General features: G+C 63.0%; 16 protein-coding genes. 7 read left to right on the forward strand and 9 right to left on the reverse strand.

The window, feature by feature from the left end:
* Positions 1-37: 37 nt before the first annotated feature.
* A complete protein-coding gene (locus BBG20_RS12735; protein ID WP_065899479.1) occupies positions 38-874 on the reverse strand; it encodes an IS3 family transposase in 837 nt (278 codons plus the stop codon).
* Entirely contained in the window at positions 871-1,173 is a 303-nt protein-coding gene (locus BBG20_RS33145; RefSeq protein ID WP_065899480.1) for an IS3 family transposase, read from the reverse strand. The genes BBG20_RS12735 and BBG20_RS33145 overlap by 4 nt, the downstream gene beginning before the upstream one ends.
* 470 nt (positions 1,174-1,643) lie before the next feature.
* Between BBG20_RS33145 and BBG20_RS12745 the strand changes: the two genes are divergently transcribed.
* The 7 genes from BBG20_RS12745 (at position 1,644) to BBG20_RS12775 (ending at position 8,706) form a co-directional block, all read left to right on the forward strand.
* Positions 1,644-2,906, forward strand: a complete 1,263-nt coding sequence (locus BBG20_RS12745) for an OprD family porin (protein WP_065903880.1) — start codon at positions 1,644-1,646, stop codon at positions 2,904-2,906.
* Positions 2,907-3,093: 187 nt separating this feature from the next.
* Complete coding sequence (locus BBG20_RS12750; RefSeq protein ID WP_065903884.1) at positions 3,094-3,918, forward strand: NAD-dependent epimerase/dehydratase family protein; 825 nt, start codon at positions 3,094-3,096, stop codon at positions 3,916-3,918.
* A gap of 30 nt (positions 3,919-3,948) precedes the next feature.
* Positions 3,949-4,824, forward strand: coding sequence for an SMP-30/gluconolactonase/LRE family protein (locus tag BBG20_RS12755; RefSeq protein ID WP_065903887.1), 876 nt, complete (start codon positions 3,949-3,951; stop codon positions 4,822-4,824).
* Positions 4,825-4,874: 50 nt separating this feature from the next.
* Positions 4,875-5,846: a TRAP transporter substrate-binding protein gene (locus tag BBG20_RS12760; RefSeq protein ID WP_065903890.1), complete on the forward strand. Its 972-nt coding sequence runs from the start codon at positions 4,875-4,877 to the stop codon at positions 5,844-5,846.
* 65 nt (positions 5,847-5,911) lie between these two features.
* Positions 5,912-6,439 carry a TRAP transporter small permease gene (locus BBG20_RS12765; RefSeq protein WP_065903893.1) on the forward strand — a complete coding sequence of 176 codons (528 nt, stop codon included), beginning with the start codon at positions 5,912-5,914 and terminating at the stop codon, positions 6,437-6,439.
* A gap of 1 nt (position 6,440) precedes the next feature.
* Positions 6,441-7,721 carry a TRAP transporter large permease gene (locus BBG20_RS12770; RefSeq protein ID WP_065903895.1) on the forward strand — a complete coding sequence of 427 codons (1,281 nt, stop codon included), beginning with the start codon at positions 6,441-6,443 and terminating at the stop codon, positions 7,719-7,721.
* Positions 7,722-7,848: 127 nt separating this feature from the next.
* On the forward strand, positions 7,849-8,706 hold the full coding sequence (locus tag BBG20_RS12775; RefSeq protein WP_065903897.1) for an aldose 1-epimerase: 858 nt from the start codon (positions 7,849-7,851) through the stop codon (positions 8,704-8,706).
* A 39-nt stretch (positions 8,707-8,745) separates the two neighbouring features.
* Here BBG20_RS12775 and BBG20_RS12780 read toward each other — a convergent pair whose 3' ends face one another.
* The 7 genes from BBG20_RS12780 to exaC form a co-directional block, all read right to left on the reverse strand.
* A complete protein-coding gene (locus BBG20_RS12780) occupies positions 8,746-9,894 on the reverse strand; it encodes an HlyD family secretion protein (protein ID WP_065903900.1) in 1,149 nt (382 codons plus the stop codon).
* Positions 9,891-11,537: an MFS transporter gene (locus tag BBG20_RS12785; protein ID WP_065903904.1), complete on the reverse strand. Its 1,647-nt coding sequence runs from the start codon at positions 11,535-11,537 to the stop codon at positions 9,891-9,893. Before BBG20_RS12785 ends, BBG20_RS12780 begins: the two co-directional genes overlap by 4 nt.
* Positions 11,538-11,684: 147 nt before the next feature.
* Positions 11,685-13,163 carry a DASS family sodium-coupled anion symporter gene (locus BBG20_RS12790; RefSeq protein ID WP_065903907.1) on the reverse strand — a complete coding sequence of 493 codons (1,479 nt, stop codon included), beginning with the start codon at positions 13,161-13,163 and terminating at the stop codon, positions 11,685-11,687.
* 86 nt (positions 13,164-13,249) lie between these two features.
* Complete coding sequence (locus BBG20_RS12795; protein WP_065903909.1) at positions 13,250-14,620, reverse strand: ATP-binding response regulator; 1,371 nt, start codon at positions 14,618-14,620, stop codon at positions 13,250-13,252.
* Positions 14,604-15,767: an alcohol dehydrogenase-like regulatory protein ErcA gene (ercA, locus tag BBG20_RS12800; RefSeq protein ID WP_065903913.1), complete on the reverse strand. Its 1,164-nt coding sequence runs from the start codon at positions 15,765-15,767 to the stop codon at positions 14,604-14,606. The genes BBG20_RS12795 and ercA overlap by 17 nt, the downstream gene beginning before the upstream one ends.
* A gap of 104 nt (positions 15,768-15,871) precedes the next feature.
* Positions 15,872-15,943 carry a pyrroloquinoline quinone precursor peptide PqqA gene (gene pqqA / locus BBG20_RS32445; protein WP_106805631.1) on the reverse strand — a complete coding sequence of 24 codons (72 nt, stop codon included), beginning with the start codon at positions 15,941-15,943 and terminating at the stop codon, positions 15,872-15,874.
* Positions 15,944-16,122: 179 nt separating this feature from the next.
* Positions 16,123-17,643, reverse strand: a complete 1,521-nt coding sequence (exaC, locus tag BBG20_RS12810) for an acetaldehyde dehydrogenase ExaC (RefSeq protein WP_065903924.1) — start codon at positions 17,641-17,643, stop codon at positions 16,123-16,125.
* Positions 17,644-17,647: the final 4 nt, after the last annotated feature.

The raw sequence follows: 17,647 nt of genomic DNA on the forward strand, positions 1-17,647 counted from the left end.
TGAACTGGTCAAGTAATCTTGGACACCGATTAAGGTTTCACGCCACCAGCTTCTCCCTGGCGACTGGTGACCGATAGTCGTTGTAGCTATGCGGCCTGGTGATGTTGTAGCGCGATACATAGCGCTGCACATCCGCTCGGGCCTCATGTTCCGACCCGTAGCCTGCTTCTGGCACCCACTCTGATTTCAAACTTCCAAAGAAACGCTCCATCGGAGCGTTATCCCAGCATTCGCCTTTACGGCTCATGCTTTGTCGGAGTCCATGTTCCAGCAGTTCATTTCTGAATTTATGGCTGGTGTACTGGCAACCTTGGTCGGAGTGAAACAGTACGTCTTTTGGGCGACCGCGCAGTTCAATCGCCATGCGCAGGGCTTCGCAGGTCAGCGTGGCATCAGAGATCATCGAAAACGACCAGCCCACAATCCGGCGAGCGAACAAGTCCAGAACCGCCGCAAAATACAGCCAACGCTTGCCGACTTTGATGTACGTCACGTCCCCACACCACACCTGATTGACCGTCGCAACATCAAACTTGCGTTTGAGCACATGCGGTGCCACCAAAGCCTCCACGCCAGGTGACTTGTACTTATGGCGCCGGCGTTGACGGCTGACAATGCCTGCTTCTCGCATCAAGCTGCGAGCCATGAACCGCCCGACATCATGCCCGCCGGCTTGCAGCTGTTTAGCCAAGGTACGAGCGCCCGCAGACTCTCTCGACGCCCTGTGGTGCTTGACCAGCATAGCCTTGAGTTTCTCTCGCTTAGGGCTCACCTTGCCTTGGCGCTGACGCCATGCGTAAAAGCTACTGCGGTTTATTCCGAACACACGACAGCAATCGTTAACGCCGTACTGCTCGCCCAGCTCACAGATCAACGAGAGTGATCTTTGGCGTCCAAAAGCAGGAGAGCACTGGCCTTTTTTAGGATTTCGATATCCCGGTCTCTTTGCCTGAGCAAGGCTTTAAGTTCCTGGATCTCTCGCTGATCCGCGGTAATCGCCTTGGCTCCCACCGGAGTCGAGCCCAAGCGTTCCTTGCGAACTTGATCGACCCAGCGGCGCAAGGCCGTAGGGCCAATATCCAAGCTGGCACAGACCTCGGGAACCGACTGCCCCTCGTCCAGCACCATGCTGGCAGCCTTGAGTTTGAACTCACATGAATAAGATTTACGCATATCCAAACACCTCAGATTTGGACGCCATCATAGCGCCCGATTGAGGTGTCCAAAATCATTAGGCCAGTTCAGCTTGCCCGCGAAAGCGCTGGTTCAGTCGATATTTCCGGTGACTGATACACCGCCTTCGCGAGCAAGCCCGCTCCCACATTTTTGATCGGTGTGGGGCTCGGGGTGTGGTTGCGCGGTTGAAATCGCCGGGTCTTGCGCCGTAAACATGGACGACCCATTCCCCCCTGTGGGAGCGGGCTTGCCCGCGAAAGCGGTGCTTCAGTCGCTATTTCCGGTGACTGACACACCGCCTTCGCGAGCAACCCCGATCCCACCCCGGCCAGTGTGTGTCTCGGCTCAATCACGTAGTCATCGTATAACTTCTGCTTGACACCCCTCGAAAACCTCGCAAATATTCGCTCCAATGTTGTACGACGACGTACGACAAATAATAAAAACAACAAAAAGGGAGCTTCACTGTGAGTCAATTCGCCCGCAATTCCTCCGCGCGTATCGGCCTGATCGGTCTTGGCAGCCTGGCATTGACCCTGCCCCTCGGTGCCCAGGCAGAAGGTTTTCTCGACGACGCCAAGGCCACGCTCAACCTGCGCAACGCCTACTTCAACCGCAACTTCACCAATCCGACCAACCCCCAGGCCAAGGCCGAAGAGTGGACGCAGAACTTCATTCTCGACGCCAAGTCCGGCTACACCCAGGGCGCTGTCGGCTTCGGGATTGACGTGCTGGGCCTGTACTCGCAGAAGCTCGATGGCGGTAAAGGCACCGCCGGCACCCAACTGTTGCCAACGCACGACGATGGCCGCCCCGCCGACAACTTCGGGCGCCTGGGCGTAGCGCTGAAAACCAAGCTGTCGAAGACCGAATTGAAAGTCGGCGAATGGATGCCGGTGCTGCCGATCCTGCGCTCCGACGACGGCCGCTCGCTGCCCCAGACCTTTCGTGGCGGCCAGGTCACCTCGAATGAAATCGCCGGCCTGACCCTCTACGGCGGGCAATTTCGCGGCAACAGCCCGCGCAACGACGCGAGCATGGAAGACATGTTCATGAACGGCAAAGCGGCGTTCACTTCGGACCGTTTCAACTTCGGCGGCGGCGAATACACCTTCAATGACAAACGCACCCAGGTCGGCGTGTGGTACGCCGAACTCAGCGATATCTACCAGCAGCAGTACATCAACCTGACCCATAGCCAGCCGGTCGGCGACTGGACCCTGGGCGCCAACCTCGGCTTCTTCAACGGCAAAGAAGACGGCAGCGCCCTCGCCGGCGACCTCGACAACAAGACCGCCTTCGCCCTGCTCTCGGCCAAGTACCTGGGCAACACCTTCTACGTGGGCCTGCAGAAGCTCACCGGCGACAGTGTGTGGATGAAGGTCAACGGCACCAGCGGCGGTACCCTGGCCAACGACAGCTACAACGCGAGCTACGACAACGTGAAGGAAAAATCCTGGCAGGTGCGCCATGATTTCAACTTCGTGGTCCTCGGCATTCCCGGGCTGACCATGATGAACCGCTACATCAGCGGCAGTAACGTACACACCGGGGCGATCACCGACGGCAAGGAATGGGGCCGCGAATCGGAACTGGCCTACACCGTGCAAAGCGGTGCGCTGAAGGACCTGAATCTGCGGTGGCGCAATGCGACCATGCGTCGGGACTTCAGCAACAACGAGTTCGATGAAAACCGGATCTTCATCAGCTACCCGATCTCCCTGTTGTAACCCGCGGATACACTTTAGGTAGGCGCGGGCTTGCCGGCGATGGCAGCTCAATAGTCACCACCGACCGTGGGGCTACCCTCGCTGGCAAGCCAGCACCGGCAAGGAAGGCGTGTGTTGACAAGCCAGGGAATCAATCACGATACTTCCACCTAGTCATACGACAACCTACAACAACAATGGAACCCCCATGACCACGACCACCTCCACACCCGTTCCATTCAACCGCCTGCTGCTCATCGGTGCCGCTGGCGGCCTGGGCAAAGTCTTGCGCGAACGCCTGCGTCCGTACGCCAAGGTGCTGCGCCTGTCGGACATCGCCGAGATGGCTCCGGCCGCGGATGCTAGCGAAGAAGTGCAACTTTGTGACCTCTCCGACAAACAAGCGGTGCACCACCTGGTGGAAGGCGTCGATGCCATCCTGCATTTTGGCGGGGTGTCGGTAGAGCGCTCGTTCGAGGAAGTGCTCGGGGCGAATATCAGCGGGATTTTCCATGTGTACGAAGCCGCGCGTCGCCACGGCGTGAAGCGCGTGATCTTCGCCAGTTCCAACCATGTAATCGGCTTCTACAAGCAGGGCGAAAAAATCGACGCGCATTCCCCGCGTCGCCCGGACAGCTACTACGGCTTGTCCAAGTCCTACGGCGAAGACATGGCCAGTTTCTACTTCGACCGCTACGGCATCGAGACCGTGAGCATCCGCATCGGCTCCTCGTTCCCGGAACCGCAGAACCGCCGGATGATGCACACCTGGCTGAGTTTCGATGACCTGACCCAACTACTCGAACGCGCGCTGTATACGCCGAATGTCGGCCACACCGTGGTCTACGGCATGTCGGATAACCTCGACACCTGGTGGGACAATCGCTACGCCGCGCACCTGGGTTTCGCCCCCAAGGACAACTCCGAAGTGTTTCGCGCCCAGGTCGAAGCCCAGCCACCGGTAGCCGCCGATGACCCGGCCAAGGTCTACCAGGGCGGCGCGTTCTGCGCGGCGGGGCCGTTCGGTGACTGACGCCAGACCAACCCAAGGGAATGAGTGGCCATGACTGCAGAATTGATTGTCGACGCCCGCAATACCGTGGGCGAATGCCCGGTGTGGGTGCCTGAAGAAAACGCCCTGTACTGGGTGGATATTCCCCACGGCGGCCTGCAGCGCTGGAGCGCCGCGACCGGGCATATCGCCGCGTGGAAAGCTCCGCAGGCACTTGCCTGCATCGCGCGCACCAGCGCCGGCAACTGGGTCGCCGGCCTGCAAAGCGGCTTCTTCCAGCTTACCCCGCACAACGACGGCAGCCTCGACACCACGCCCCTGGCCAGTGTCGAGCACCCGCGTGACGACATGCGCCTCAACGATGGCCGCTGTGATCGCCAGGGCCGCTTCTGGGCCGGCAGCATGGTGCTGGACATGAGCCTGAACGCAGCCGAGGGCATCCTCTACCGCTTCGCCACCGGCAGCGCACCGCAGGCGCTGCTGGATGGGTTCATCACCCTCAACGGCCTGGCCTTCAGCCCCGATGGCCGCACGATGTACGCCTCGGACTCGCACCCGCTGGTGCAGCAGATCTGGGCCTTCGACTACGACACCGAGACCGGCACACCGTCCAATCGCCGCCTGTTCGTCGACATGCACCAGCACCCCGGCCGCCCCGACGGCGCGGCAGTGGATGCCGAGGGCTGCTACTGGATCTGCGCCAACGACGCCGGGCTGGTTCACCGCTTTACCCCCGATGGTCGCCTGGACCGCTCCCTGAGCGTGCCGGTGAAAAAACCCACCATGTGCGCCTTCGGCGGCAGTCGCCTGGACACCCTGTTCGTCACCTCGATCCGTGACGACCAGAGTGAGCAGTCACTGTCAGGCGGCGTGTTCGCCCTCAACCCCGGCGTTACCGGATTGCCGGAGCCCACCTTCACCCTCTAGCTGCATTGCTGTGCCTTGAATACAACAATAACAAGACGGAGACACACCCCATGGACTTCAAACGCACTTTGCTCGTCGCTGCACTTCCCCTGACGTTCCTCTTCACCGGCGCGGCCCACGCGCTGGAAATCAAATTCGCCGACATCCACCCCGCCGGCTACCCCACCGTGGTTGCCGAAGAAAACATGGGCAAGGCCCTGACCAAGGAAAGCAACGGCGAACTGACCTTCAAGTACTTCCCGGGCGGCGTCCTGGGTTCCGAGAAGGAAGTGGTCGAACAGGCCCAGGTCGGGGCGATCCAGATGACCCGCGTCAGCCTCGGCATCGTCGGCCCGGTGGTGCCGGACGTGAACGTGTTCAACCTGCCGTTCGTGTTCCGCGACCAGGCGCACATGCGCAAGGTCATCGATGGCGAGATTGGCGACGAGATCCTTGCCAAGATCACCGACTCCGAGTTCGGCCTGGTCGCCCTGGCCTGGATGGACGGCGGCACGCGCAACCTCTACACCAAGAAACCGGTGCGCAAGATCGAAGACCTCAAGGGCATGAAGATTCGCGTGCAGGGCAACCCGCTGTTCATCGACGCCTTCAATGAAATGGGGGCCAACGGCATCGCCATGGACACCGGCGAGATTTTCAGTGCCCTGCAGACCGGGGTGATCGACGGCGCGGAAAACAACCCGCCGACCCTGCTGGAACACAACCACTTCCAGAACGCCAAGTACTACACCCTCACCGAGCACCTGATTTTGCCCGAGCCCATCGTGATGTCGAAAATCACCTGGAACAAGCTCACCCCCGCGCAGCAGGTCATGGTGAAAAACGCCGCCAAGGTCGCCCAGGCCGACGAGCGCGTGCTGTGGGACAAGAAGTCCGCCAGCAGTGAGGAAAAACTCAAGGCCGCCGGCGTCGAATTCATCACCGTCGACAAAAAACCGTTCTATGACGCGACCGCTCCCGTGCGCGCCAAGTACGGCCAGGCGTACGCCGACATCATCAAGCGCATCGACGCCGTCGAGTAATCACCCTCCTCCTCCAGCAAGGCCAGGCGCGGTCGGCATCGACGCGCCCGGTTACGGTGAACGCCATGAAGAATTTTCTGCTGCGCATCAACGATCGCCTCTACATGACCTGCATCTGGGTCGCCGGCCTCTCGGTATTGGGAGTGGCACTGATCATTCCCTGGGGCATCTTCGCCCGCTACATCCTCGGCACCGGCTCCAGCTGGCCGGAACCCACCGCCATCCTGTTGATGCTGGTGTTCACCTTCATCGGCGCCGCTGCCAGCTACCGCGCCGGCGCGCACATGTCGGTGGCGATGATTACCGACCGCCTGCCGCCGCGCCAACGCCAGGTAGTCGGCATCGTCTCGCAACTGTTGATGGCGACGATCTGCCTGTTCATGACGATCTGGGGCAGCAAGCTGTGCCTGTCCACCTGGAACCAGTTCATGAGCGCCATCCCGACCCTGCGCGTGGGCATCACCTATATGCCGATCCCGATTGGCGGGCTGCTGACCCTGGTGTTCGTGCTGGAAAAACTCCTGTTGGGCGACCAGAGCCAGCGGCGCGTGGTGCGCTTTGACCTGGTAGAAGAAAGCGAAGGGGCGGCTTGATATGGATGCGTTGATTCTGTTGGGCAGCTTTATCGCCTTGATCCTGATCGGCATGCCGGTGGCCTACGCCCTCGGGCTGTCGGCGCTGATTGGCGCGTGGTGGATCGACATTCCGTTCCAGGCCCTGATGATCCAGGTGGCGGGCGGAGTGAATAAATTCTCGCTGATGGCGATCCCGTTCTTCGTCCTGGCCGGGGCGATCATGGCCGAGGGCGGCATGTCGCGGCGGCTGGTGGCGTTTGCCGGCGTGCTGGTGGGGTTTGTGCGCGGTGGCCTGTCCCTGGTGAACATCATGGCCTCGACGTTCTTCGGCGCGATCTCCGGTTCGTCGGTGGCCGACACGGCGTCGGTCGGCTCGGTGCTGATCCCGGAAATGGAGCGCCGTGGCTATCCACGCGAATTCGCCACCGCGGTGACCATCAGCGGCTCGGTACAAGCGCTGCTGACCCCGCCCAGCCATAACTCGGTGCTCTACTCGCTGGCCGCCGGCGGCACCGTTTCCATCGCCTCGCTGTTCATGGCCGGGGTGGTCCCGGGCTTGCTGATGAGCGCGTGCCTGATGGTGCTGTGCCTGATCTTCGCGAAGAAACGCGATTACCCCAAGGGCGAAGTCATTCCCTTGAAGCAGGCACTGAAAATCTGTGCCGATGCGCTGTGGGGCCTGATGGCCATGGTGATCATCCTCGGCGGCATCCTCTCGGGTATATTCACTGCCACCGAGTCCGCCGCAATCGCGGTGCTGTGGGCGTTCTTCGTGACCATGTTCATCTACCGCGACTACAAATGGAGCGAGCTGCCCAAGCTGATGCACCGTACGGTGCGCACCATTTCCATCGTGATGATCCTGATCGCCTTCGCCGCCAGCTTCGGCTACATCATGACCCTGATGCAGATCCCGGCGAAGATCACCACGATGTTCCTGACCCTGTCGGACAACCGCTACGTGATCCTGATGTGCATCAACATGATGCTGCTGTTGCTCGGCACGGTGATGGACATGGCACCGCTGATCCTGATCCTTACGCCGATCCTGTTGCCGGTGATCCTCGGCATCGGTGTCGACCCGGTGCACTTTGGCATGATCATGCTGGTCAACCTCGGCATCGGCCTGATCACCCCGCCGGTGGGCGCGGTGCTGTTCGTGGGTGCGGCGGTGGGCAAGGTCAGCATCGAGAAAACCGTGAAGGCGCTGCTGCCGTTCTATGCCGTACTGTTCCTGGTGTTGATGGCGGTGACCTACATTCCGGCGTTGTCGCTGTGGCTGCCAAGCGTAGTGCTATAACGCATTGCGTACGAATACAGCCTGCCCCTCCCCTGTAGGAGGCGGCTTGCCGTCGATGCGGCCCTGAGGTCGCCATCGCCGGCAAGCCAGCGCCTGCAGGCAGCTTTCATTTCAAGGTGAACCTGTGATGCTGGAACTCAGAGATGACCTGACCGTGCTGACCCTGGCGCCCGCCGTAGGGGGCAGCATCGTCAACTGGAGCGTGCGCGCCAGCGGGCAGCCGCTGCTGCGGCATAGCGATGAGCAGGCGATCGCTACCGGGTTGCCGGGCAAGCTGGGGTGCTATCCGTTGGCGCCCTGGTCCAATCGGATTGCTGAAGGCGGTTTTGACACCCCGGATGGCTGGCTGGCGCTGACACCGAACAGCCCGCTCGACCCGCTGCCGATTCATGGTTCGGCCTGGCAGCAGGTGTGGCAGGTGGTCAGCCAGTCGGCGGATGAGGTGGTGCTGGCGGTGGAGTGCGACACACCGTTTGCCTATCGCGCCGAGCAGCGGTTTCGCCTGGGCGGCGGCGAATTGAGCATCGAACTGCGCGTCACGCATCTGGCCGACAAGGCCGCGTGGCATGGGTTGGGCTTGCACCCCTACTTACCGCGCCGGCCGGCCACGCGCTTGCAGGCCAACGCCGGGCAGGTGTGGATGAGTGATGCATCCAAGCTGCCGACGGGGCTCGCTCCGCTGCCGGCGGACTGGGATTTCCGCCAGCTCAAGGCGCTGCCGGAGCGCCTGGTGGACAATGGCTTTTGCCAATGGGATGGGCAGTGCCGGATCGAGCAGCCGGAGCTGGGCTATGCGCTGGAATGCCGAGCCACCGGCGCCGACTACTTCCTGCTGTTCTGCCCACCGGGGCTTGGATTTTTCTGCATCGAACCGGTAAGCCATCCGGTGAATGCGCATCACCTGCCGGGACGGCCCGGGTTGAAACTGTTGGAACAAGGCCAATCGACTCAACTCGATTTCACCCTGAAATACCTTCCCCTGTAGGCGCCCGGCTTGCCGGCTCCTACAGGGTGGCTGGGGTGGTCAGGGCGGGCTGTTTTTCAGGCGCCCTGCCGTGTCGATACTCACCACCACCGACAGCCCCGGCCGCAGCCGCTCGCTCTCGGCCTGATCCGGGTCCACGGTAATCCGCACCGGCACACGCTGGGCGATCTTCACGAAGTTGCCGGTGGCGTTGTCCGCCTGCAACAGGCTGAACTCCGAACCGGTCGCCGGGGAAATATGCTGCACCGTGCCGCGAAACTTGCGGTGGTTGAGCGCATCCACGGTGAAGGTCACCGGCTGGCCGACCTGCACATTGTCCATCTGGGTTTCTTTCATATTGGCGATCACCCACAACTGGTGGGGCACCAGCGCCATCAACTGCGCGCCGGAATTGACGAAGGCGCCTAGGCGCACGCCAATCTGCCCCAGCTGGCCGTCACGCGGCGCGGTGATGCGGGTGTTGGACAAATCAATCCGCGCCAGCTCCACGGCCGCCTCGGCACTGGCCACCGCCGCTTCCAGGGAGCCGCGATTGACGATCACCGTCTGCAGGTCCTGCCGCGCGATCTCCAGGCTGGCCTGGGCCTGGGCCACGGCGGCGATGGTCTGCGCATTCGCGGCACGGGTCACGTCCAGCTCGCGCTTGGACACCGAACCGTCGCTGATCAGTTCTTCATTGCGGCGCAGGTCGGCAGTGCTCTTGCGCGCCTGGGCCTGGCTGTCCACCAAGGCGGCCTGGCGCAGCTTGATGGTCGCTTCGGCACTGTTGCGTTGCTGCACCACATTGGCCAGCGAAGCCTTCTGCACCGCCAGTTGCGCCAGCGCCTGGTCGAGGCGCTGCTTGTAGATGCGGTCATCGAGGCGCACCAGCAGGTCGCCGGCCTTGACGTACTGGAAGTCCTGCACCGGCACTTCGAACACATACCCGCTGAGCTGCGGGCCGATGATCGTCACCTGGCCGCGCACCAGGGCGTTCTCGGTGGTTTCCACGGCGCTGCTGAACGGCGGCAATTGCCAGGCATACAACACGATCAGCACGCCGACGATGGCAATCGCGGCGAAGCCCAGCGACGAGATGATGCGCACCCGCAGCGAGCGCGGTTCAGTCACGCTCGCGCCGGGCGGCGCGGTGCCTTCCGGGGTGGAGGCAATGGCATTGGTGGTCGTGGTGGTGGTCGTTTCGGTCATGAAGTGGCGCCGCTGGGTTGAACGGGAGGGGCTGCTGCCTTGGTGGTGCTCATCAGCCACAGACTGCGGATAAAGATCCAGATCATGGTGAGGATAGCGATGATCGCGATCAGCATGAACACATCGTTGTAAGCCATCACATTCGCCTCACGCGTGGCCGCCGTGGCCAGGCTGCGAATGCCCATGAGGTTGCGCAATTCCGGGTCGGCGATCACCCCGCCGTAGGCCGAGCCACCGCTCTGCACCCGCGCGGCCACACGCGGGTCGAGCAGGGTCAGGTGCTCGACGATCATGCTCGAGTGGAACTTTTCGCGCACGATCTGGAAGGTGCCGAGCAACGCTGCGCCAATCAGGCCGCCGAGGTTCTGGCAGATCCCGAACATCACCGAGAAACTCACCAGGTTGCGCGGGTTGGTCAGCACGTTGCGGGTGCCCAGCACCATGGTCGGGCCCAGGAAGAACGTGCCGCCAAAGCCTAGCAGGAACTGGCTGATGTACATGTTCTGCGGCCGGGTCAGGTTGCTGGAGAAACTGTCCATCACCGACCCCACGGCCATCAGCGCCAGCGAGATGATCAGCGGCATCAGCAGGTGCGCCGGATTGATCGTCAGCGCACTGACCACCAGCCCGGCAATCGCCCCGGCCAGCATCACCACGTACAGGGTGTGCATCTGCTCGTAGCTCATGTTCAACATCTGCATGAACCCCACGGCGCCGGTGGACTGCTCCGACAGCACCATGCGAATCAACACCACGGCCAGCGCCAGGCGGATCATCACCCCACTGCCGAGCCAACGGGTCATCAGCAACGGGTTGGCGCGGTTATGTTCGATCGCCAGGCCGGCCATGATCAGCACCAGCGAACAGGCCGAGGCGACGCCGATCCACGGTGCTTCCAGCCACCAGTCGATGCGCCCCAGCGACAACACCGCGCAGAGCAAGGCGACCCCGGTGGCGAGGATGCCGAAGGTCAGGAAGTCGAGTTTTTCAAAGGTCTTGAAGCGGTCGCCAGGCGGCAACTTGAGCAGGAACACGCACCCCAGGCAGATCAGGGCCATGCCCAGTTCGAACAGGTACAGGCCACGCCACTCGGCGATTTGCAGCAAATCCTCGGAGAACAGCCGCGCCAACGGCAGCGCCAGTTGCGCGGTGCCCAGCCCCAGCACCAGGGCTTTCATCCGCCATTTGGCCGGGAACGCCTGGATCATGTAGTACAACCCCAGCGAACTGAGCGCCGCGCCGACCATCCCGTGGGCCGCCCGCACCGCGATGGCCGAGCTGAGGTCGTTGACGAACAAATGGCCGAAGGTCACCAGCGCATACAGCACCAGGAACACTTCGGTGAACGCGCGCAGGCCGAACTGCTGGCGAAACTTCACCAGCAGCAGGTTCATGCACACGTTGGTCATCACATAGGCGGCGGGCAGCCAGGCCATTTCCGCCGTTGTCGCGCCCAGGGCGCCTTGCAGGTATTGCAGGTTGGCGATGACCAGCGCATTGCCGAGCCCGCCGGTAATCGCCACCAGCACGCCGACCAGCGCAAACAGCCAGCGTTTGTGCGTGGGGTGCAGCGGCGTCGACGGCGAGCCAGGCAGGCTCGGTCGCTCGTGGGGCTGCCAGGTGTGGGGGGTGTATTTATCCATTCGGTGACCTAGATGACCCGGCGGGGGACGCCGGTAAAACCATTACTCAGGGAGTAGTAAACCTGAGCGGAGTTCATCTTGCCATCTCGAGGGTGCAATTGATCCCAGCAGCGCGCCCGCCAGACAAATGCCGGCGCAGATTCCAGCTCAGATCCAGCCGAGCCAACTCCAGTACGTGGCGGCGAAGATCAGCATGAGGCCGTAACCGAGCAGCGTGACCAGAATCCCCACCTTGGCAAACTGGCGCGCCGTGAACGTGCCGGTCCCCAGGCACACCATGTTCTGCGGCGCATTGATCGGCAGGATAAACCCGTAGCTCATCACAAACCCGAGCAGCAGGGTCATCCCCAGGCGGCTGAACTCGCCCGGCAAGGTCTGCAACACCGCGATCAGGATCGGCAACAACGCCGAGGTCAAGGCCGTGGCACTGGCAAAGCCCAGGTGGATCACAATCAGGAAGGCCCCGAGGATGGCGAATACGCCCAGCGGCCCGAGCTGATCCAACCCGGTGTGCGTCACCACCTGCGCGCCCAGCCACTGCCCGGCCTGGGTGGTCAGCAGCGCCGTACCGAGGCTGATGCCGACGCCAAACACAATCACCGTGCCCCACGGAATACGCGACTGCACGTCCTTCCAGGTCATCACGCCCAGCCCCGGCAACAGCAGGAACACCAGGCCTGCATAGGTGGTCGAGGTGGTGTCGAAACTGTGCAACCGGCCCTCGGTGGCCCACGCCAGCAACAGCAGCACCGAGACACTCAACAGGCGCTTCTGCGGCCCGGTCATCGGCCCGATGTCCACCAGCGACTGTGCCACGGCCTCCTGGCCGCCGGGGATGCTGTCGGTTTCCGGTGGCAGCAACTTGAGCACCAAAAACAGCAGCACCGCCGACATGATCACCGCCCACGGCGCGCCGGCGATCAGCCAGTCGAGCCACGACACGCGCTGGCCGAGCATCTTGTCCATGAAGCCGACCGTCAGCAGGTTCTGTGCCGCGGCGGTCTGGATGCCGACGTTCCAGATGCTGGTGCCCTGCGCAACCACGATCATGATCCCGGCGGCAATGTTCGAACGCTTGTCGACGCCGAAGGCGGCAATCACGCCCATCATGATCGGCACCACACAGGCACTGCGCGCGGTGGCGCTGGGCACCACCAGGCTGAGCAAAATGGTCACCGCAATCGCCCCCAACAGGATGCGCCGGGTACTGGTGCCGATGCGGCTGAGGGTGACCAGCGCGATACGCCGATCCAGGCCGGTGTGGGTCATCGCTGCGGCAATGAACAGCGCCCCCGCCACCAGCGCCAGCGCCGGGTTGGCGAAGCCGGTCAGCGCCATGCTGATCGCCGGGCTGGAGCCGATCAGGTGCGCTGGGTCCTGCAGCGACGGCGCGGTGCCGAGCAAAAACGCCATCAGCGAAGTGATCATGATCGCGCTGGCTTCATAGGACACTGCCTCGGTAATCCACACCACCACGGCAAAGGCGAGGATCGCCAGCATCCGGTGCCCGGCCACCGGCAAGTCCGCCGGCAACGGCAACAGCAGCACGCCGACCATCACCAGCACGGCGACCACCAGGCCCAGGGGCAACTTGAAGGATGCAGCGGTTGTTGCGGGGGCGTTCATGCGGTACTCCGTAGGCCTTCCATTCAGGCCGGGAGCATGGCGCATAAGGTCGCAGGGTGTGTTGACGGGTATCAACGCGCCGGGCGTCAGGCGAGTAATTGGCTCAATACCGCGCGCAACTTGCCGGGCTTGACCGGTTTGTTCAGCAGCGGCGCTTCCAGGCGGCGCAGCGCGCGGCGGCACTGGTCGGTGCGATCGGCGGTGATGATCACCGCCGGGATCTTCTGCTCGAAGTGCTCACGCAGATGCTTGACCACTGCACAGCCGACCACCCCATGGTCAAGGTGATAGTCGGCCAGGATCAACTCCGGCGCCCTGCCCTGCAGCGCCAGCAAGGCCCCCGCCTGATCAGTGGCGGTGACCACCTCGCAGCCCCACTGGCCGAGCAGCGCGCGCATGCTTTCGAGGATGCTCACTTCGTTGTCGATCACCAGCAAGCGCCGTCCCGGCAGCGGGTTACCGGTGGTAGGCGCGACGGGCAGTTGGCTGATCGCCAGTGGCATTTCGTCGCTCAGCGGCACCTCGATACTGAACATCGAACCGCGCCCCGGCCAGGACCGCACCGCCACCGGGTAGCCAAGAATATCGGCGATACGCTCGACAATCGCCAGGCCCAGCCCTACCCCCTTGCGGTCCGACGCGCGGCCGACGTCGAGCTGGTTGAATTCCAGAAAGATCGAACCCAACCGATCCGCCGCAATCCCGCGCCCGGTGTCCCACACCTCCAGGCGCAGGCGATCACCGCGCCGGCGCGCGCCAAGGAGGATGCAGCCCTCATCGGTATAGCGGCAGGCATTGCTGAGGAAGTTGCGCAGAATCCGCGTCAACAGCCGCAAGTCGGTACGGATCGCATACCCGCCGGTACGCGCGCGCAGGTTGAGGCCGGCTGCCTGGGCCACCGACTGGAACTCCGAGACCAGCGGCGCAAATAACTCATCCAGGCGATACAGCGCCACGTCCGGCTTGACCGCCGCCTGGTCGAGCCGCGAGATATCCAGCAGGTCGGTGAGCAAGTCCTCGGCGCCCTCCAGGGCCTGGTGGGTGCGTTCCACCAGTACCTGCTCGACGCTCGGCAAGTTGCGCTCGCGCAAGGTCGAGATCAGCAGCCGCGCGGCGTTCAGCGGTTGCAGCAGGTCATGGCTGGCGGCGGCGAGGTATTTGTCCTTGCTGCGATTGGCGGCCTGGGCGGCGTCACGGGCGTCGCGCAGGTCCTGTTCGATCTGCTCGCGCTGGGCAATCTGCTGTTGCAGGTTGAGGTTGGCCTCCAGCAGCTCGTCGGTGCGCGCGGCGACCCGCTGCTCCAGTTCGTCGTTGAGGCGGATGTAGCGATTGCGCTCGGCCTCCAGCTCGTCGAGCCGCGCGGTGAGTTCCGGGTAATGGCTCTTGCGCGCCGACTGGTCGCCCAGCCCCAGCAGCCCGGCCAGGGCGCGCTGTTGCGCGTCAGAGAGCTTCGCCATAGACGACCTCGACATCACGCTGGCTGGACTCGCGCGGGTTGGTGAGGATGCACGGGTCATGCATCGCATGCTGGGACAGAAACGGGATGTCGGCCATGCGCACGCCGTGCAGGCCGAGCGTCTCGTTGAAACCGATCGCGTGCTTGAGCGCAATCAGGTGCTCTACCAGCCGCGCGCAGATCTGCCGATGGTTGAGGCCACGGCAGTCGATGCCGAAGGTCTCGGCAATTACCTTGAACCGCTCCGGCGCCGAGCTGTAGTTGAATGCAACGACGTGCTCCACCAATACCGCGTTGCACAGGCCGTGGGGCAAGTCGAGGAAGCCGCCCAGGCTGTGGGACATGGCGTGCACCGCGCCGAGGATCGCATTCGAAAACGCCAGCCCGGCCTGCATGCTGCCGAGCATGATTTTCTCGCGCAGGGCAATGTCGCCGGGGTTGGCGATCATCTGCACCAGGTTGCCGTTGATCAGGCGCATGGCCTCGAGCGCGTGAGGGTCGGTAAGCGGGCCATGCCCGGTGGAGACGAACGCCTCGATGGCATGCACCAGCGCGTCGATGCCGGTACACGCGGACAGGAACGGGTCCATGCTCGCGGTGGTTTCCGGGTCGATCAGCGACACGTCCGGCACCACCGCCTTGCTGACGATGGAGAACTTCATGCGTTCCTGTTGGTTGGAGATGATCACGAATTGCGACACGTCCGCCGAGGTGCCGGCCGTGGTGGGAATGAGGATCAAGGGCGGGCTGGGCACGCGAATGGTGTCCACGCCTTCGAACTCGAGGATGCTGCGCCCATGGGCGACCACAATGCCGATGGCCTTGCCGCAGTCCATCGGGCTGCCGCCGCCGATGGCCACGATCACGTCGCAATGGTTTTCGCGGTACACCTCGGCGCCGAGCATCACTTCTTCGACGCGCGGGTTGGGCGATACGGCGGTGTACAGGCAGTAGTCGATACCGAGGGCTTGCAGGCTGGCTTCGACATCGGCGACCCAGCCGGCGGCAATCACGCCGGGGTCGCTGACCACCAGCACCTTGCGCGCGCCGAAGGTCTTGGCGTAATTGCCGACGTTATGCCGGCAGCCGGCGCCGAAGATGATTTCAGGCGAGACGAATTTACGCAGGAGGCTCAGGTTTGGGCTCATTGTTAAGCCTGTTTCTTATTATTTTGGAAGATGCGCTCCACACTAACCGATCCGGCCGCGAAAGCAATCAGACCAAAGAGGCATCTTCCCTGCAGCACGCCAGATCAGCGGCTGGCGAAGTACATCGTCACTTCGAAGCCGATACGCAGGTCAGTGAAAGCGGGTTTGATCCACATGGGGAGCGTCCTCTTGTTGTGCCGGAAGATTCCGGTGAATCCATTAATGCACGCAGGATCGGCGAGGCGAATGCTACTTTCGAAGCAACCCTCACCCTGCATTAGTCGCGCAGGTACAACGATCGAATGGTAGGAGCCGGCAAGCCGGCTCCCACAGGTGCTTGCCCTTCAGGTCAGGGTCAGAAGAAACCCAGCGGGTTGATGTCGTAGCTCACCAGCAGGTTCTTGGTCTGCTGATAGTGGTCCAGCATCATCTTGTGGTTCTCACGCCCCACACCCGACTTCTTGTAGCCGCCGAAGGCCGCGTGCGCCGGGTACAGGTGATAGCAGTTGGTCCACACCCGACCCGCCTTGATCGCCCGGCCCATGCGGTAGGCCCGGTTGATGTCGCGGGTCCACAACCCGGCGCCCAGGCCGAACTCACTGTCGTTGGCAATCGCGAGTGCCTCGGCCTCGTCCTTGAAGGTGGTCACGCCCACCACCGGGCCGAAGATTTCTTCCTGGAACACGCGCATCTTGTTGTGGCCCTTGAGCAGTGTCGGCTGGATGTAATAGCCGCTGGACAAATCCCCCTCCAAGCGCTCGGCCGCGCCGCCGGTGAGCAGCACCGCGCCCTCCTCCTGGGCGATTTTCAGGTAGGAGAGGATCTTGTCGAATTGCTGCTCGGACGCCTGCGCGCCGACCATGGTCTCGGTGTCCAGCGGGTTGCCACGCTTGATCTTGACGATCTTCTTCATGACCTCGGCCATGAACGCTTCGTAGATCGACTCCTGCACCAGCGCCCGCGACGGGCAGGTGCACACTTCGCCCTGGTTGAAGAACGCCAGCACCAGCCCTTCGGCGGCTTTTTCGATGAATTGCGGCTCGGCCTGCATGATGTCTTCGAAGAAAATATTCGGCGACTTGCCGCCCAGCTCCACGGTGGACGGAATGATGTTCTCGGCGGCGGCATGCATGATGTGCGCGCCCACCGGAGTCGAGCCGGTAAAGGCGATCTTGGCGATGCGCTTGCTGGTGGCCAGTGCCTCGCCCGCCTCGCGGCCAAAGCCCTGGACGATGTTCAGCACGCCCGGCGGCAGCAGGTCGCCGACCAGTTCGGCAAACACCATGATCGACAGGGGCGTCTGCTCGGCCGGCTTGAGCACGATGCAGTTGCCGGCAGCCAGCGCCGGGGCGAGTTTCCACGCGGCCATCAGCAGCGGGAAGTTCCACGGAATGATCTGCCCGACCACGCCCAGCGGCTCGTGGAAGTGATAAGCGGCAGTCAGCTCGTTGATCTCGGCGGCACCGCCTTCCTGGGCGCGGATGCAGCCGGCGAAATAGCGAAAATGGTCAGCGGCCAGCGGCACATCGGCGTTGAGGGTTTCGCGCACGGCCTTGCCGTTGTCCCAGGTTTCGGTCACGGCCAGCACTTCGAGGTGCTGCTCGATGCGGTCGGCGATCTTCAGCAGCACCAGGGCACGGTCCTGGGCCGAGGTCTTGCCCCAGGCGTCGGCGGCGGCATGCGCAGCGTCGAGGGCCTTGTCGATATCGGCGGCGGTCGAGCGCGGGAAGTCGGCGATCGCCTCACCGGTGACCGGCGAAGTGTTGGTGAAGTACTCGCCATTGACCGGCGCGACGAACTCACCGCCGATGTAATTGCCATAGCGCGGCTTGAAGCTGACGACGGCGCCGGGGGTGCCAGGTTGTGCGTAGATCATGGTG

This window comes from Pseudomonas aylmerensis, assembly GCF_001702265.1.
Lineage (GTDB): Bacteria > Pseudomonadota > Gammaproteobacteria > Pseudomonadales > Pseudomonadaceae > Aquipseudomonas > Aquipseudomonas aylmerensis.

Coding starts and splice junctions, on each gene's coding strand:
- BBG20_RS33145 (WP_065899480.1), bottom strand. CDS start 1,173: ATGCGTAAATCTTATTCATGTGAGTTCAAACTCAAGGCTGCCAGCATG.
- BBG20_RS12750 (WP_065903884.1), top strand. CDS start 3,094: ATGACCACGACCACCTCCACACCCGTTCCATTCAACCGCCTGCTGCTC.
- BBG20_RS12755 (WP_065903887.1), top strand. CDS start 3,949: ATGACTGCAGAATTGATTGTCGACGCCCGCAATACCGTGGGCGAATGC.
- BBG20_RS12760 (WP_065903890.1), top strand. CDS start 4,875: ATGGACTTCAAACGCACTTTGCTCGTCGCTGCACTTCCCCTGACGTTC.
- BBG20_RS12765 (WP_065903893.1), top strand. CDS start 5,912: ATGAAGAATTTTCTGCTGCGCATCAACGATCGCCTCTACATGACCTGC.
- BBG20_RS12770 (WP_065903895.1), top strand. CDS start 6,441: ATGGATGCGTTGATTCTGTTGGGCAGCTTTATCGCCTTGATCCTGATC.
- BBG20_RS12775 (WP_065903897.1), top strand. CDS start 7,849: ATGCTGGAACTCAGAGATGACCTGACCGTGCTGACCCTGGCGCCCGCC.
- BBG20_RS12780 (WP_065903900.1), bottom strand. CDS start 9,894: ATGACCGAAACGACCACCACCACGACCACCAATGCCATTGCCTCCACC.
- BBG20_RS12785 (WP_065903904.1), bottom strand. CDS start 11,537: ATGGATAAATACACCCCCCACACCTGGCAGCCCCACGAGCGACCGAGC.
- BBG20_RS12790 (WP_065903907.1), bottom strand. CDS start 13,163: ATGAACGCCCCCGCAACAACCGCTGCATCCTTCAAGTTGCCCCTGGGC.
- BBG20_RS12795 (WP_065903909.1), bottom strand. CDS start 14,620: ATGGCGAAGCTCTCTGACGCGCAACAGCGCGCCCTGGCCGGGCTGCTG.
- ercA (WP_065903913.1), bottom strand. CDS start 15,767: ATGAGCCCAAACCTGAGCCTCCTGCGTAAATTCGTCTCGCCTGAAATC.
- exaC (WP_065903924.1), bottom strand. CDS start 17,643: ATGATCTACGCACAACCTGGCACCCCCGGCGCCGTCGTCAGCTTCAAG.